Genomic DNA, 16,025 nt, shown 5'->3' with positions numbered 1-16,025 from the left:
GGTTGCCCCCGGCACTGCCGCAACCGGGTACCGTCAGGAGGTCCCACGCTGGTCAGCGCGGGACGGACCAGGACAGACCGCCGGACAGCAGGAGCATGAGCATGGCAGCGAACCCCTCGTTCGACATTGTGAGCAAGGTCGACCGGCAGGAGGTCGACAACGCTCTCCGTCAGTCGGAGAAGGAGCTCTCGACGCGGTTCGACTTCCGGGGCACGGGTGCCGAGATCTCCTGGTCGGGCGAGGAGGCGATCAGCATCCAGGCGGAGACCGAGGAGCGCGTACGGGCCGCGCTGGAGGTCTTCAAGGAGAAGCTGATCAAGCGGAACATCTCGCTGAAGTCACTCGATGCCGGCGAGCCCAAGCAGTCGGGCAAGATCTTCAAGATCGATGCCAAGGTGGTGCAGGGCATCGACTCGGACAAGGCCAAGGCGATCAGCAAGAAGATCCGCGACGAGGGCCCGAAGGGCGTGCAGGCGCAGATCCAGGGCGACCAGCTCCGCGTCACCGGCAAGAAGAAGGACGACCTCCAGGCCGTCATCACGCTGCTCAAGGGCGAGGACTTCGGTCTGGCTCTTCAGTTCACCAACTACCGGTAAGGGGGACTCTGGCCGGCCTGGTCATCGGGCCGGCCTGGCCTTGCCATCCGCGCGGATGTCGGTCGGCCTCTCCTCGACCCGGCGCGCGCTCCGACCCCTCGCGGGCAAGGACCGCTGATGGGACAGGCCCTTCGGCCGGACGCATGATCGGAACGTGTTGCAGACTCCTCGAACACCCACGGCGGCCTACCGCAACCACCATGGACCGTGAGCCGTCGGCGGGCCTCCGTCATGCCGAAGGCGGGTGCGACCGGCCGGCCGGTCGCACCCGCGAAGGGATATCTCCTAGTCCGTCGCCTCGACACCAGGCGTGGCGGACGTCGCGGGGCCGAGGACCAGGTGCGGATCGAGCACCACGCCGATTGCCTGGTCCGGTGTCAGTGGCAGAGATCCGTTCCTCGCGGTGAGGCGGAGGGACGCTGCGGACCCGTCGGGCCGGAGCAGGTCCACGCTGAGCGTCTCGTACCGCACGACCTCGGCGCCGCGCTCCGCCGGAAGCCGGTGCTCCCGGAGCGAGGTTCGTACTTTGATCTTCTCGCCCGCGGGGCCCACCTGCTGCACACAGGTGCCGCTCGCCGTGCGGGAGGGGCAGGCAGTGGTGATCATCGACGCGAGGGAGGCACCGGCGTTTCGCGTGAGCTGGACCGACAGGTGAGCGTTGCCGTTCCCGGCGCCGAGGGTGCCCTGACCCCAGTAGCCGGTGAGAGTCGTCTCTCCCTCCGTCCCGCCTTGCTTGTTCCAGTTGCTGAGCAGGTCGTGCCGGGTCGGCCCGCTCAGCTCGGGCGCCTGTCGAAGCAGCGCCGGGATGACGGCCGCGTCGATCCGGGCCCAGTCTGCGGATGTGCCGGCGGCGGTGGTTACGGTCGGGGTGGGCGACGGCCCAGCCGGTGGCACCGGGTCGGTTTGGCGGGGTGCGCGAACGAGCGCGGTGGCCCCGATGGCCACCACGAGGACCGCCACAGCGGCCAACGCCATCCCGCTTCTGCGGTGCCGACGACGCGAGTCGACGGCGGCCCGGAGATCGTCGAGCGGTGGCTGACGGACGGCGTCGGTGATGGTGTCCACGTCGAACCCGCTGAACTCACGATCGGACATCGGCCCTCCTACGACTGGCTACGGCATCGACGGTGTCGGCTGGGGAGAGCAGCAGGGCGAGCGCCTGACGCCCCCGGGACAGCCGGGACTTGACTGTGCCGACGGAGACGCCCAGGGTTCGCGCCACCTCCTCGACCGGCAGGTCCACGAGGTAGTGCAGGGCCAGCGCGTGCCTCTGCCCGTCCGGCAGGCGCCGCAGCGCGGCCAGCAGCGCCAGATGCTCCGGCGCGCTGTCGGCGACCACCGGCGGCGACCACGTCCGTCGCAGCAGCCCGTCGAGCACCCGCCGACGCCGATGCCGGCTGCGGGCGACATTGACCGCCACCCGGCGCAGCCACGCCTCCGGGTTGTCGAGGCCGGCGAACCGGCGGGGCGCGGCGAGCGCCCGGGTGAACGCCTCCTGTACCGCCTCCTGCGCCTCGCTCAGGTCACCGGTCACCGCGTAGAGCTGAACGACCAGCCGCCGGAAACACCCGGCATAGACATCCGCGATCACGTCGTCGTCGGACACCCTCACCTCCCTGCTCAGCTTGTTCCACTCACGGCGGGGCGGAAAGGTTCCGTCGTTTCCGGCCGGCTTCTGCCCACAGGCAACTTCGTTGTTCCGGAGGGCGGGCGTGGGGTCGGGTGGTAGCCATGACCTCCGCGCTGCTCCTCCCCTACCGTCCGGTGCTCGGCCATCCCGTGCTGCGCCGGCTGCTGCCGGGCCTCGCCACGTCCGCGCTCGGTGACGGGCTGGCCCTGGTCGCGGTGACGTGGCTGGCGCTGCAACTCGCCCCGGAGGGGCAGCGCGGCACCTGGACCGCGTTGGCGGTGGCGGCGTACACGCTGCCGGGCGCGGCCGGTGCGGTGCTGCTCGGTCGCTGGCTGGGTAGGCGGAGCGGGGCTCAGCTCGCGGGCTGGGACGCCACGGTACGGGCGGCCGCGCTGGGCGCGATCCCGGCCGCACACCTCGTCGGGGTGCTGGACGCCGGTCTCTACGTCGCCCTGCTGGCGGTGTCCTCGCTGTTGCACCCGTGGGGGTCGGCCGGTCGGTTCACGCTCGTGGCCGAGCTGCTGCCGCAGCGGCACCACCTGGCCGCGAACGCGCTGCTCGGGACCCTCGGCCAGGCGGCGACGATCGTGGGGCCGCCGCTGGCCGGTCTGCTCATCGCCGGGGTGGGCCCGGTGTGGGTGATCGCGATCGACGCGGTCAGCTTCGCCGTGCTGGCCGTCAGCTACCGCCTTGTCGTCCCGACCACCCGCCACGCGGGAACAGCCCGCCACACAGGCAGCGCGGGCACAGACCGCCACGCGAGCAACGCGGGCACGGGCAACCGCGCAGAACGACCGGCCTCCGGATTCCGGATCATCGCGCGGGACCGGTCGCTGCTCGGTCTGCTGTCGCTGTCCTTCGCGTTCTTCTTCCTCTTCGGCCCGTTCTACGTGGCCATGCCGGTGCACGTCACCGACGACCTGCACGCCTCCGCCGGAACGCTCGCGGCCTACTACACCGCGTTCGGCGTCGGCTCGCTGCTCGGCGGGCTGCTCACCGGGCACCTGCGCGGCTGGCCGCCGCGGACCACGCTCGCCGGCATCGTGGCGTTGTTCGGCACCGCGCTGCTGCCGCTCGGCCTGGGCGCACCTGTGGTGCTGTCACTGTCCGCGTTCGCGCTCGCCGGGCTGGTCTGGGCCCCCTACCAGCCGACCGTGACGGTGTTGTTCCAGCGCCGGGCCGGGGCCGCTGACCTGCCTCGCGTACTGGCGGCGAACGGGGCTCTCCTGGTGCTGTCGGTGCCGCTGGGCACCATGCTCGGCGGTCCGGCGACCGCGTTGCTCGGGGCGCGGCCCACCCTGCTGGCGTGCGCGGTGGCGATCCTCGTGCTGGGCCTGCTCGTGGCCGGGCGCCCCGGCCGGGGAGGCGCCGGGAGGGGACCGGGCCGCCGGCCGGCGCACCCGGACGCCACCGGTCAGGCGGCCAGTGACTGCTCGGCGCGTACCGCTGTGGCCTCGGCCCGGGAGATCGGGCCGGCGGGCAGCGCGGCGACCGCGGCCCCGACGGCGACCGCCACCCCGGCGAAGACGAACGCCCAGGACACGCCGCCGGCGTGGTCGATGATCAGGCCGGCGATCGAGCCGCCGGCGGCGCTCGCCGCGACCGACATGGTCACCACCCAGGTGTACGCCTCGTTCAGCATGCCGGCCGGGGCGATCCGCCCGACCAGTGTGTTCTCCAGAGTGAGCGCGGGGGCGATGGCCGCGCCGCCGAGCACCAGCGCGACGCCGAGCGCGGCCGGGCCGGGCATCACCGCGAAGACGGCGAAGCTGGCCGCGACGGTGCCGAGCAGCCAGGCGAACTGGCGGGTCATGTTGGCGGCGGGCTTGCGTACGCCGAACCAGAAACCACCGATGGCGCTGCCGATGCCCCAGACGGCGAGCAGCACGCCGGCCAGGCTTTCCGGGTCGTCGGCGCCGGAGTTCCCGGCGAAGGCCGGGACGATGACGCCGGAGGCGCCGAACGCGATGCCGAGGCTGGCCACGCAGAGCAGCAGCGCGGGGAAGCCGCCGATCCGCAGCGGGCCGAGGCCCCGGGCGTGGTGCTCGCGCGGGTGCGGGCGCCAGCCGCGCATGACCCGGCCGAACGCGACGGCGCCGGTGCCGACCAGGGTGACCACGGCGGCGCCGACGAGCGCGGCGGAGGCGTCGGCGAACAGCACGAACCCGGCCACCAGCAGCGGGCCGATCACGAAGACGACCTCGAAGAGGGTGGTCTCGGCGGCGAGCGCGGTGTTGCGCAGGTGCGCCCGGCCGGTGGCGGGGGCGGTGAGGTCGTTCCAGGCGCCCCGGATCGCCGCGGTGAGCGGCGGGTACGTGGCGCCGGCCAGGCCCGCCGCCAGGTAGATCAGCGGGAGGTTGCCGGTGCCGGAGCGGGTGGCGACGAGCAGCCCGATCAGGGCGAGCGGGTGGGCCAACGCGGTGGCCACCAGGACGGGGGTGGGGCCGACCCGGTCGGCGATGCGTCCGGCGACCGGGCTGAGCGCGGCGCCGGAGAGCGCGTAGATGCCGCCGGCGACGGCGGCCAGGGAGTAGCGGCCGGTGACCTGCTCGACGACGAGCAGCAGCGCCAGCGGGGTCATGCCGATCCCGAGCCGCCCGATGATGCCGAGGATCAGCAGCATCGGCGCGCCGGGGATCCGCCAGACGCCCTGGTACTGGCGCAGTGCGGCCACGGTCGACCTCCGAGGGAGTAATGGGTGGGAGACGTTTCGACCCTAACGGCGCGGCCTGATCGGGGGAAACGCATTGTGCCCGGACACACCACCGCGCCCGCGTCCTGGGGACGCGGGCGCGGTGCGGGCGTACGGCGGGTCAGCGCTGGAACTGCACCGGCCCGGAGTTGCGGGCCATCTGCTCCAGGCGGGCCACCCGCTGCTCCATCGGCGGGTGGGTGGCGAACATCGCGGCGATGCCGCCGCCCCGCTTGAACGGGTTGTCGATCATCAGGTGCGCGGTGCTGGCGAGCTGGCCCTGCGGCGCGAGCGGGCGCGCCTGCGTACCCATGTGGATCTTGCGGAGGGCACTGGCCAGGGCCAGCGGGTCGCGGCTCAGCTCGGCGCCGGACTGGTCGGCCTGGAACTCCCGGCTCCGGCTGATCGCGAGCTGGATCACCGTGGCGGCGATCGGGCCGAGGATCAGCGTGAGCAGCAGCACGGCCGGGTTCGGGCCGTCCTCGTCGTCGGACGAGCCCAGCGGGATGAACCAGGCGAGGTTCGCCAGCATGGTGATGATGCCGGCCAGGCCGGCCGCCACGCTGGAGATCAGGATGTCCCGGTTGTAGACGTGCGACAGCTCGTGGCCGATCACGCCACGCAGCTCCCGGTAGTCCAGGATCTCCACGATCCCCTGGGTCACGCAGACCGCCGCGTTCTCCGGGTTACGGCCGGTGGCGAACGCGTTGGGCTGCGAGGTCGGGCTCACGTAGAGCCGGGGCATCGGCTTGCCGGCGAGCGTCGACAGCTCCCGCACCATCTGGTAGAGCTCGGGGAACTGTGCCTCGCTGACCGGTTGCGCCTTCATCGAGCGCAGTGCGAGCTTGTCGGAGAAGAAGTAGGTGACGCCGTTCATCAGCAACGAGACGACGACGGCGATGACGAGACCGCCGCTACCGCCGAACCAGTAGCCGATCGCGAGGATCAGCGAGGTCAACAGGCCGAGCAGCGCTGCGGTCTTGAGACGGTTGTGATGCACGATCTCTCCTTCGGTGCGCGGGCCCTTGCGGGAGGCCCGCTGACCGGTTCAACACACCGGTACCCGTCAACCATCCGGCTCATGGCTGAAAGTTGGCTGGATGTTGCTGTGCACACGCTGAAGCGATCGCCCACCAGGGCACGAACCGGTCAGCGCGCCGCCACGTCCAGCACCAGCTGCGGTGCGAAACCGATCACCACCGCCGCCACGGTGGCCACGCCGAGCGCCAGCGCCACCGTCCGCGCCGGCCGGACCGCCGCCGCGCCCGTGGGCGTCGCGTAAAGCGAGGCGGTGACCCGCAGGTAGTAGGCCAGGCCGATCACCGCGTTCAACGCCACCACCAGCGCCAGCCAGCCCGCGTGCCCGGCCAGCAGCGCGCGTACCACTGTCACCTTGGCGAACAGCCCGGCCAGGCCCGGCGGCAGGCCGGCCAGCCCGATCAGCGCCAGCGCGAACGCGCCGCCCACCCACGGGTGCCGCCGCGCCGCGCCGCGCAGGTCGGCCAGCGTGCCGCCGTCGCCGTCCGCCGGGCGCAACGCCACCACCGCCGCGAACGCGGCAAGCTCCAGCAGCACGAAGAAGATCGCGTACGCGATGGCTGCCGCGTACGCGGCCGTGCGCGCGTCGCCGGTGCGGCCCGCGGCCAGCGCGAGCGCGCCCAGCGGGGCGAGGATGTACCCCGCCTGGGCCACCGACGACCAGGCGAGCAACCGCACGGTACGCCGCTGACGCAGCGCCACCAGGTTGCCGACGGTCATGGTCAGCACCGCCAGCGCCGCCAGCACCGGGCCGGTCATGTCTCCCGGCAGCGCGCGCTGCACCACCGCCAGCAGCGCCACCACGCCACCGAGCTTGGAGGCGGTCGACAGGTACGCGGCCACCGGCAGCGGCGCGCCGTCGTACGTGGCGGGGGCCCAGGCGTGGAACGGCACGGCGGCGACCTTGAACGCCAGCCCGGCCACCACGAGCGCCGCCGCGACGCCGGTCAGCGGCAGGTCGGTCAGGTCGGCGCGGTCGGCCAGCGTGGCGCCGAGCCGGTCCAGGTGCAGCGTGCCGGCGACGGCGTAGAGCAGCGCCGCGCCGAGCAGCGTCACAGTGGTGGCGACCACGCTGACCACGAAGAACGTCACCGCCGCCTCGGCGCCCCCGAGGCTGCCCCGGCGCAGGCCGACCAGCACGTACAGCGGGAGCGTCAGCGTCTCCAGCGCCACGATCAGCGTGATCAGGTCACCGGCGGCGCCGAGCACCACGCCGCCGGTCATCGCGCAGGCGAGCAGGAAGCAGTACTCGCCGACGGGGGTACGCCCGGCGCGCAGCAGCGGGCCGGACAGCGCCAGCACGCCGAGCGTGAGCAGGGCGATCACGGCCCCGACAAGCGCCGCTCGCCCGCCCCACACCCAGGAGCAGTCGTCGCCGACGCAGAACGTGCGCCGGGTCCCGGACGTGCCGACGAGCGTCGCGCCGACAGCCGTGCCGGTCGCGCCGAGCGCCGCCGCGGCGACCGTGACGGCGGGCCGCGCCACCAGCAGGTCGACCAGCAGCACCAGCACTGCGGTGCCGGCGGCCAGGTATGCGGGCAGCATCGCCACGTTGTCGACGCTCTGCACCAGGCTCATGGGACGACCCCCAGCAGCGCCTCCACCGGGCCGGAGGCGTAGGACAGGACCAGCGCCGGGGCCAGGCCGACCGCGAGCGCGAGCAGCACCAGCGGCGCCCAGGCGGTCAGTTCCGCACCGGCCAGCCCGGGTGCGAGCCCCGCCACCGCCGGGCTGGGCCGCCCGTGCGAAACCCGGCGCAGCAGCCGCAGGAAGTACGCGGCGGTGAGCGCCCCGCCCAGGGCGGCCAGCACGGCGAGGGTCAGCCAGAGCGGGCCGCCCCGCTGCACGGCGGCGACCACGGCGAACGCCTCGCCCCAGAACCCGGCCAGGCCGGGCAGCCCCAGCGAGGCGACAGCCGCGAAGCCGAGCAGCCCGGCCAGCCGGGGCGCGGTCTCCCGCAGCCCGGACAGGTCGGCCAGCGAGCCGGTGTGCGCGCGGTCCTTGACCGCGCCGGCCAGGAAGAACAGCAGGGCGGTGATGACGCCGTGGGCGATGTTGCCGATCAGCGCGGCCTGGAGCCCGGTGGCGGTGAGCGTGGCGATCCCGAGCAGCACGAAGCCCATGTGGCCGACACTGGAGTACGCGATCAGCCGCTTCAGGTCGTCCTGGGCCAGGCAGACCAGGCCACCGATCAGAATGGCGGCGACGGCGAGCACGCCGAGTACCGGCGCGGCCCAGCGGGCGCCCTCCGGGGCCACCCCCACGGCGACCCGGATCATGCCGTACGTGCCCATCTTGAGCAGCACCCCGGCGAGGATCACGCTGCCGACCGTCGGCGCCTGGGTGTGCGCGTCGGGCAGCCACGAGTGCAGCGGCCAGAGCGGGCTCTTCACCGCGAACGCGAGCGCCAGCAGCGTGAACGCGGCGAGCTGGGTGCCCCGGGACAGCCCGGCGCCGCCGGTGAGCGCGACCAGGTCGGCGGTGCCCGCGGCGGCCACCACCACGTAGACGCCGACCAGCAGCAGCACCGAGCCGAACAGCGTGTAGAGCGCGAACTTGCGGGCCGCGCGACGACGGTCCGCGCCGCCCCAGCCGGCGATCACCGCGTACATCGGCAGCAGGACGACCTCGAAGAACAGGAAGAACAACACCAGGTCGAGCGCGAGGAACGTGCCGAGGATGCCGACCTCGACCACCAGCAGCAACGCCACCAGCGCCCGTCCGCTGCCGCTGCCGGACGGCACCCGCCACAGCGTGTACGCGCAGCACAGCAGCGTCAGCAGCGCGGTCAGCACCACCAGCGGCCAGGAGATGCCGTCCACGCCCAGGTGGAAGCGCAGGTCGAGCCCGGGCACCCACGGCAGGTCGACCTGGTGCCAGGGCTGCACCGCCGGGCGGGGCCCGTACCCGAACCAACCGTGGTCACCGCCGACCAGCGGCAGCGTCGCCAGCAGCGTCAACGCGGCGGCGACGGTGCCGACCACCCGGCCGGCCCGGTCACCGGGCACGACCGCTGTGGCCAGCGCGCCGAGCGCCGGGACCGCCACCACGGCGACCAGCAGGACCTGCCCGAACGTCATGACGTGACTCCGATCAGGGCGACCGCGAGGCCGATCAGCAGCGCGCCCGCCAGCACCCCGGCCGCCGCCCGCGGCAGCGCCGCCCGGTGCAGCGCGGCCAGGCCACCGCCCACCTCGACCGCCGTCCGGCCACTGCCCTCGACCAGCCCGTCCACGCCCAGTTCGTCACCGGTACGCACGACCCGCGCGAGCGCACCCACCGGGCGTACGACGACTGTGTGCTGGACGTCGTCGAGCCGGAACGCCCGGGCGAACACCGGCCGCAGCGGACCCAGGAAGCGGGCCGGATCGGCGGCCGGGTCGCGGCGCCAGCCCGCCCAGGCGACGCTCGCGCCGACGAGCAGCAGCAGGAACGGCAGGACCAGGTTCGGCGCGAGGTGCACCAGCTCGACCGCCTCGCCGGTGTCGTCGCCCGGCACGCGCAGCCGGTCGGCGAACCACGGCGCGAACGCGGCCAGGCCGAGCAACGCGGCCGGGACCGTGAGCAGCAGCACCGGCCAGCGCAGCAGCGCGGGCGGGTCGTGCGGGCGCAGCAGCGGCGTGCGCGTGGTGCCGAGGAACGTGCGCAGCAGCAGCCGGGTCGCGTACCAGGCGGTCACCGCCACGCCGACCAGCCCGGCCAGCCAGACCAGCCAGCCGACCCAGGCCGCGCTCGGCCCGGCGCCGTCGAGCGCGGCCGCCTCGGCGGCGGCGAGCACGCCGTCCTTGCTCCAGAAACCCGAGAGCGGGGGTACGCCGGCGAGCGCGCCCAGGCCGACCACAGTGCACCAGAACGTCACCGGCATGGCGGTACGCAGGCCGCCCATCCGGGACATCAGCGTGGTGCCGACGGCGTGGATCACCGCACCGGCGGCGAGGAACAGCAGCGCCTTGAACGCGGCGTGGGTGAGCAGGTGGAACAGCGCGGCAGCCGGTGCGCCGACCGCCAGCGCGCCGGTCATGTAGCCGATCTGCGACACGGTCGACCAGGCGAGCACGCGCTTGATGTCGTCCTGCGCGGTGGCGGCGAACGCGCCCAGCAGCATCGTGATCGCGGCCATCACGCCCAGCACGGCGAGCGCGGCCGGGGCGCGCTCGAACAGCGGGAACAGGCGGGCCACCGCGTACACCCCGGCGGCGACCATCGTCGCGGCGTGGATCAGCGCGGACACCGGCGTCGGGCCGGCCATCGCGTCCGGCAGCCAGGTGTGCAGCGGGAACTGGGCGCTCTTGCCCGCCACCCCGGCGAGCAGCAGCAGGCAGGCGGCGGTGAGCGTACCGGTGCCGTAGTCGTGCGCCAGCACGTCGGCGATCCGGAAGCTGCCCGCGCCCACGCCGAGCAGCGCGATGCCGAGCAGGAAACCGACGTCACCCACGCGGGTGACAAGGAACGCCTTCACCGCCGCGCCGGGCGCCTCGGGCAGCCGCCGGTCGTGGGCGATGAGCAGGTACGAGCAGACGCCCATCACCTCCCAGCCGACCAGCAGCATGATCAGGTCGCCGGACACCACCACGGTGAGCATGGCGGCGGTGAAGAGGCTCAACTGCGCCGCGTACGGCGGGTAGCGGTGGTCGACGTCCACGTCGTCGTGCGGGCCCCGGCGCAGGTAGCCGATCGAGTAGACCTGCACGGCCAGCGCGACAGCGGCCACGGCCGTCGCGACGAGCACTGCCACGCCGTCCAGCCGCAGGCCGAGCGTGACCCGCAGTCCGCCCAGGTCGATCCAGGTGGTGGACGCCTCGACCGGCGCGTCCACGCGGACCAGCAGCGCCAGCGCGGCCAGCAGCGACACCGCCGCACCCGTCACGCCCAGTGCGACCGCCAGCCGCCGGGCCGACGCGCGGTCGTGGCTCGGGGCGGGCGGCAGCAGCAGGCCGAGCAGCCCGGCGACGAGCGGGGCGCCCGGCAGCACCGCCGCGAGCCACAGCGTCGGCGTGCTCACCGGACCGCTCCTTCCGGGCGCTCGGCCGGGGTCACCGCGGGCGCCGGCTCGGCCAGCGGGACGTCGTCGACCGTGACGCTGGCGCGCAGCCGGTAGAGCTGGAGCACGATGGCCAGCCCGACACCGATCTCGGCGGCGGCGAGCACGATCACGAACAGCGCGAACACCTGACCGGAGTGCGGCAGCACGGCCTTGACTGTGGTGTCGGCGGTGACCAGCACCAGGTTCACCGCGTTGAGCATCAACTCCACCGCCATCAGCACCAGGACGGCGTTGCGGCGGCGCAGCACGCCGTACACGCCGAGGCCGAACAGCAGCGCGGCGGTGACGTACGGGATGACCGGCCTCACGGGCGCCCGCCCTCGTCGGCGGACCGGCGGCCGATGTCGGGGCGGGACAGCACGATCGCGCCGACCAGCGCGGCCAGCAGCAGCACCGACAGCACCTCGAACGGCAGCACCCAGGAGCGGAAGATCTGCTCGCCGAGGCGCTCGGCGGTGCCGGCGGCCGGCAGGTCCACCCGGGACCAGCGGAACGCGTCGATCAGCAGCACCGCCAGGCCGAGGCCGCTACCGCCGCCGACCAGCGCGGCGGCCCAGCCGGGCCGGTCCAGGTCGTCCGACGGGCCGATCGGCGCGCGGGTCAGCATCACCGCGAACAACAGCAGCACCACCACCGCGCCCACATAGATGAGCACCTGCACCCAGGCCACCAGCTCGGCGGTCAGCACCAGGTAGTCACCGGCGAGCGCGCCCAGGCACACCACCAGCCACAACCCGGCCCGGACCAGGTGCCGGGTCGCGACCACCAGCGCGCCCGCGCCCACCGCCACCGCGCCCAGCGCGAGCAGCAGCACGTCCGCACCGGTCATGAGGCGGTGCCTCCGCCCGGATCGGTGGCGGCGTCGGGGCGTACCCGGGAAGGAGCCGGACGGGCCGACGGACCCGCCGCCTTCCGGGCGGCGGTGGTCTCCTCCTTGGAGGGGTCGCCGAGCGGGTCGTGCGCCGGCGGCGGCGGGACGGTGGCCATCCACTCGCCCAGGTGGTCCTTGTCGTGCAGCAGGTCCTTGATGTCGTACTCGGCGTACTCGAACTCGGGCGACCAGTAGAGCGCGTCGAACGGGCAGACCTCGACGCAGATGCCGCAGTACATGCAGAGCGAGAAGTCGATGTCGAACTTGTCGAGCACGTTGCGCTGGCGGGGGCGGGCAGCGCCGGGCACCGCCACCTCCTCCTTGTGCGAGTCGATGTAGATGCACCAGTCCGGGCACTCGCGCGCGCAGAGCATGCAGACCGTGCAGTTCTCCTCCAGCAGCGCGATCACGCCACGGGAGCGCGGCGGCAGCTCGGGCGCCACATCCGGGTACTGCTGGGTGGTCGAGCGGCGGGTCATCGTCTTCAACGTGACCGCCAGGCCCTTCACCAGACCGCCGCCGGGCACTCCACCGTGCTCGCTCATGCCGCCCATCCTGCCCTGTGACCCGGGCGCGCGCGACCACCACCCGGCGCTTTGGCCCGGGCGTGCGGCCGAATCACGCCTCGCCGGGTGTGAGTGGGGGCAGCATCTCCACGCCGAGCTGCTGGAGCACCTGGAACAGCTCGTTGACGCTCCACACGTCCACGATCCGCCCGTCGTCGTCGAAGCGCAGGAACGTCGCGCCCGAATAGCTGACCACCCGGCCGGTCGGCGGCACCGGACCGAACTGGCCCGCCTGGGTGCCGGCGGCCCGCCAGCGGACCGCCACCCGCGTACCGGCCGCCACCACGTCGACGATCTTGTAGCGCAGGTCGGGGAACGACGCCCGCCGGTCCCGGTGCCACGCCAGCATCGCCGCCGGGCCGGCGCCGCCCAGGCCCGGGCACTCCGCCGCCACCAGCTCGTACGCGCTCTCCTCGCGCCCGGCGTTCCACACGTCGGCGACGAAACGCCGGGCCGCCGTCTCCACATCGGTCACGGCGGGCAGCCTATGCCTCTTTGTGACGCGCTCGACCTGCCGGGAGCCGCCCGAGCGACCATGATGGGAGCGAAAAGCGAACTCGGAGGTAGAGCGTGGGCGGCAGCGACGACGAGGTCCTGGAACGAACCGGCGGCAAGTACGTGGAGCCGGGTGGCGAGTTCACCCGCGACCAGCGCTACATCGCCACCCGGATCACCGCCGACGGGCGGGACGGCTGGCCGGTGGAGCCGGGGCGCTACCGGCTGGCGGTCAGCCGGGCCTGCCCCTGGGCCAACCGGCTGATCATCGTCCGGCGCCTGCTCGGGCTGGAGGACGCCATCTCGATGGCAGTGGCCGGGCCCACCCACGACAAGCGGAGCTGGACGTTCGACCTGGACCCGGACGGCAAGGACCCGGTACTCGGCATCGAGCGGCTCGCCGACGCCTACTTCGCCCGCTTCCCCGGCTACGAGCGCGGCATCACCGTCCCGGCGCTCGTCGACGTGCCCACCGGCCAGGTCGTGACGAACGACTACGCCCAGATGAGCCTGGACCTCACGACCGAGTGGACGGCGCACCACCGTCCCGGCGCGCCGGACCTCTACCCGGAGCCGCTGCGCGCCGAGATCGACGAGGTGAACGCGGTCGTCTTCGCCGACGTCAACAACGGCGTCTACCGGTGCGGCTTCGCCGGCAGCCAGGAAGCGTACGACAAGGCGTACCACCGGCTGTTCGACCGGCTGGACTGGCTGAGCGAACGGCTGGCCGGGCAGCGGTACCTGGTCGGCGACACGATCACCGAGGCGGACGTACGGCTGTTCACCACGCTCGTCCGCTTCGACCCGGTCTACCACGGGCACTTCAAGTGCAACCGGCAGAAGCTCAGCGAGATGCCGGTGCTGTGGGCGTACGCCCGGGACCTGTTCACCACGCCCGGGTTCGGCGACACCATCGACTTCGACCACATCAAGCGGCACTACTACGAGGTCCACCGGGACATCAACCCGACCGGGATCGTGCCGCTCGGCCCCGACCTGAGCAACTGGCTCACCCCGCACGGCCGGGAGGAGCTGGGCGGCCGCCCCTTCGGCGACGGCACCCCACCCCCGCCCCCACCCCCGTCCGAGCAGGTGGACCCCGCCCACACGCCGTTGCGCTGACGCGCTCTCTTCCGCCCCGCCCCGCCCGCCCCGCCCGCCCCTGCCTCGTCGATCTTGCACATTGAGCCCGCAACCTGCGAGCTTTGCCCCTTTCGCCGGGGCAGAATGTGCAAGATCGCCGAGGAGGGTGGGGAGGGAGGGAGGGTGGGTGGGTTACAGGGCCAGGCGGACTGCGGCGGTGAGGACGAGCTGGGCCAGGGCCAGGGGGACCAGGACCAGCCAGCAGAGGCGCTGGAGCTGGTCCTCGCGCAGCCTCGGGTAGCTCACCCGCAACCAGATGATCACGAAGGCGACGGCGAACACCTTCAGCAGCGTCCACAGCCAGCCGAGCTGCGCGTCGGCGAACGGGCCCTGCCAGCCGCCGAGGAACAACACAGTCGTCAGCGCCGCGATCACCACGATGCCGACGTACTCGGCGAGCAGGAAGAACGCGAACCGCAGACCGGTGTACTCGGTCATGTAGCCGAAGACCAGCTCGGAGTCGGCCACCGGCATGTCGAACGGCGGGCGGCGGATCTCGGCCAGCCCCGCCACGAAGAAGATCACCATGGCCGGCGCCTGCCACAGCAGCCACCACGGCTGCCACGCCTCCACGATGCCGGAGAGGCTGAGCGTGCCGGCCGCCATCGCCACCGAAGCGGCGGCCAGCACCAGCGGCAGCTCGTACCCGAGCAGCTGGGCCGCGCCGCGCAGCCCACCGAGCAGGCTGTACTTGTTGGCCGACGCCCACGCGGACATGAGCACGGCCAGCACCCCGACGCCCACCACGGCGAGCACGAAGAACAGGCCGATGTCCAACGGCTGGGCCACCAGGTCACCCGGCCCGAGCGGGATGACGAGCAGCACCAGCAGGTAGGGCACCAGCGCCACCGCGGGCGCCAGCCGGAACACCTGCCGGTCCGCGTCGCGCGGGGTGACGTCCTCCTTCTGCACGAACTTGATGCCGTCGGCCACCAGTTGCGCCCAGCCGTGGAAGCCGCCCGCGTACATCGGGCCCAGCCGGCCCTGCATGTGCGCCATCACCTTGTGCTCGGCCTGGCCCACGATCAGCGGCAGCGTGAGGAACGCGACGAGCACGCCCGCCACGCGCAGGACCAGCTCCAACCAGTCCGGCATCAGCTCTCCCCCGCCGCGTCGGGGTCCGGCTGCTGCCGGGGCGGACCGGTCGGCGGTTCCCCGGGCAGCGGCCGCCCGAGCGGACCCGCCTCATCGGCCGCCGGAGCAGCGCCGGACCGCGCTTGCCCCGCGCCGGTGGAGGGACGGGCAGCACGCGCCGGACGCTCCCGGGCCGGGCGGGCCGGCGTACCCCCGCGGGGGCCCTCACCGGCGCCCGCCGCACCCGCCGGCGTGGGCGTCGTGCCCCACTCACCCGGCGCGGGCACGCCCGGCGGCCGGACCGGCCGGCGGCCGCCGCCCGCCTCCGACTCGCCCGGCTCCTTCGCGCCGGGCCACGGCTTGGCGACCCGGGAGGCGAGGACGAACTCCTTGCGCAGCGGGTGCCCCTCGAACTCCGGCGGCAGCAGCAGCGGCCGCAGCTCGCCGTGGCCGGCGAAGTCGATGCCGAACATCTCGTGGGTCTCCCGCTCGTGCCAGGCCGCGCCGGGGAACAGGTCGACCACCGAGGCGACGACGGGCGCGTCGCGGGGCACCCGGGTGCGCAGCAGCAGCCCGTGCCGGTGCGCGACCGACCAGAGGTGCAGCACCACGTCGAAGCCGTCGGCCAGCTCGTCCACCGCCGACAGCCAGTCGAGGAAGTCGAGACCCAGCTCGGCGTCGTCGCGCGCCGCACGCACCGCGTCCGCCCAGCTCGCCGGGGGTACGTCAACGGTGGCGCGGGCGTACCCCTGACCGCCGGAGACCGACGCGGTGGCCTCCACGGGCGCGAGCAGCTCGACCACCCGCCGGCCGACCTCTTCCGGAGTCATGCGCTGATCCTATGGCCGACGGCTGCGGACCGGGTCGGGCCGCCCG

Annotated in this window: 15 protein-coding genes and 1 pseudogene; 3 read left to right on the top strand and 13 right to left on the bottom strand. The window is 73.6% G+C overall.

The features are described from left to right. The first annotated feature begins 101 nt into the window (after window positions 1-101). Window positions 102-596, top strand: coding sequence for a YajQ family cyclic di-GMP-binding protein (locus O7542_RS29180; RefSeq protein ID WP_064446624.1), 495 nt, complete (start codon window positions 102-104; stop codon window positions 594-596). 285 nt (window positions 597-881) lie between these two features. Here the strand turns inward: O7542_RS29180 and O7542_RS29175 are convergent, their stop codons facing one another. Both O7542_RS29175 and O7542_RS29170 read right to left on the bottom strand, forming a co-directional pair. Beyond that, window positions 882-1,661 (bottom strand): hypothetical protein, encoded by a 780-nt coding sequence (locus O7542_RS29175; RefSeq protein WP_210869511.1) that lies wholly within the window; start codon window positions 1,659-1,661, stop codon window positions 882-884. A 16-nt stretch (window positions 1,662-1,677) separates the two neighbouring features. Beyond that, window positions 1,678-2,202 (bottom strand): RNA polymerase sigma factor, encoded by a 525-nt coding sequence (locus O7542_RS29170; RefSeq protein ID WP_043328223.1) that lies wholly within the window; start codon window positions 2,200-2,202, stop codon window positions 1,678-1,680. A 125-nt stretch (window positions 2,203-2,327) separates the two neighbouring features. Between O7542_RS29170 and O7542_RS29165 the strand changes: the two are divergent. Further along, window positions 2,328-3,587, top strand: a pseudogene (locus tag O7542_RS29165) (MFS transporter); the annotation flags it as partial. 53 nt (window positions 3,588-3,640) lie between these two features. Here the strand turns inward: O7542_RS29165 and O7542_RS29160 are convergent. From O7542_RS29160 to O7542_RS29120, 9 genes are all read right to left on the bottom strand, one after another. Beyond that, entirely contained in the window at window positions 3,641-4,900 is a 1,260-nt protein-coding gene (locus tag O7542_RS29160) for an MFS transporter (RefSeq protein WP_069088041.1), read from the bottom strand. 139 nt (window positions 4,901-5,039) lie between these two features. Then, the gene (gene htpX, locus O7542_RS29155) at window positions 5,040-5,918 is read right to left on the bottom strand and encodes a zinc metalloprotease HtpX (protein WP_064446626.1); all 879 of its coding nucleotides are present in this window, start codon (window positions 5,916-5,918) and stop codon (window positions 5,040-5,042) included. Window positions 5,919-6,067: 149 nt separating this feature from the next. Beyond that, the gene (locus O7542_RS29150) at window positions 6,068-7,534 is read right to left on the bottom strand and encodes a proton-conducting transporter membrane subunit (RefSeq protein ID WP_281605485.1); all 1,467 of its coding nucleotides are present in this window, start codon (window positions 7,532-7,534) and stop codon (window positions 6,068-6,070) included. Next, window positions 7,531-9,036, bottom strand: a complete 1,506-nt coding sequence (locus tag O7542_RS29145) for an NADH-quinone oxidoreductase subunit M (RefSeq protein ID WP_210871702.1) — start codon at window positions 9,034-9,036, stop codon at window positions 7,531-7,533. The genes O7542_RS29150 and O7542_RS29145 overlap by 4 nt, the downstream gene beginning before the upstream one ends. Beyond that, entirely contained in the window at window positions 9,033-10,958 is a 1,926-nt protein-coding gene (locus O7542_RS29140; RefSeq protein WP_166456990.1) for an NADH-quinone oxidoreductase subunit L, read from the bottom strand. The genes O7542_RS29145 and O7542_RS29140 overlap by 4 nt, the downstream gene beginning before the upstream one ends. Further along, window positions 10,955-11,308, bottom strand: coding sequence for an NADH-quinone oxidoreductase subunit NuoK (nuoK, locus tag O7542_RS29135; protein WP_166456991.1), 354 nt, complete (start codon window positions 11,306-11,308; stop codon window positions 10,955-10,957). The genes O7542_RS29140 and nuoK overlap by 4 nt, the downstream gene beginning before the upstream one ends. Further along, the gene (locus O7542_RS29130; protein ID WP_064446630.1) at window positions 11,305-11,829 is read right to left on the bottom strand and encodes an NADH-quinone oxidoreductase subunit J; all 525 of its coding nucleotides are present in this window, start codon (window positions 11,827-11,829) and stop codon (window positions 11,305-11,307) included. The genes nuoK and O7542_RS29130 overlap by 4 nt, the downstream gene beginning before the upstream one ends. Then, window positions 11,826-12,416, bottom strand: a complete 591-nt coding sequence (locus O7542_RS29125; RefSeq protein ID WP_051611348.1) for an NADH-quinone oxidoreductase subunit I — start codon at window positions 12,414-12,416, stop codon at window positions 11,826-11,828. Before O7542_RS29125 ends, O7542_RS29130 begins: the two co-directional genes overlap by 4 nt. 73 nt (window positions 12,417-12,489) lie before the next feature. Next, window positions 12,490-12,912 (bottom strand): ester cyclase, encoded by a 423-nt coding sequence (locus tag O7542_RS29120; RefSeq protein WP_043328205.1) that lies wholly within the window; start codon window positions 12,910-12,912, stop codon window positions 12,490-12,492. 95 nt (window positions 12,913-13,007) lie between these two features. Between O7542_RS29120 and O7542_RS29115 the strand changes: the two genes are divergently transcribed. Next, window positions 13,008-14,054: a glutathione S-transferase C-terminal domain-containing protein gene (locus tag O7542_RS29115; protein WP_281605484.1), complete on the top strand. Its 1,047-nt coding sequence runs from the start codon at window positions 13,008-13,010 to the stop codon at window positions 14,052-14,054. A 153-nt stretch (window positions 14,055-14,207) separates the two neighbouring features. Here O7542_RS29115 and nuoH read toward each other — a convergent pair whose 3' ends face one another. After that, window positions 14,208-15,170 (bottom strand): NADH-quinone oxidoreductase subunit NuoH, encoded by a 963-nt coding sequence (nuoH, locus tag O7542_RS29110; RefSeq protein WP_064446633.1) that lies wholly within the window; start codon window positions 15,168-15,170, stop codon window positions 14,208-14,210. Next, window positions 15,170-15,979, bottom strand: a complete 810-nt coding sequence (locus O7542_RS29105; protein WP_064446634.1) for an NADH-quinone oxidoreductase subunit C — start codon at window positions 15,977-15,979, stop codon at window positions 15,170-15,172. The genes nuoH and O7542_RS29105 overlap by 1 nt, the downstream gene beginning before the upstream one ends. Window positions 15,980-16,025 lie beyond the last annotated feature (46 nt).

Source organism: Micromonospora sp. WMMC264 (assembly GCF_027497275.1).
Lineage (GTDB): Bacteria > Actinomycetota > Actinomycetes > Mycobacteriales > Micromonosporaceae > Micromonospora > Micromonospora chalcea.
Note: the sequence above shows the minus strand (reverse complement) of the source record. Positions and strands in the feature narration are given on the sequence as shown.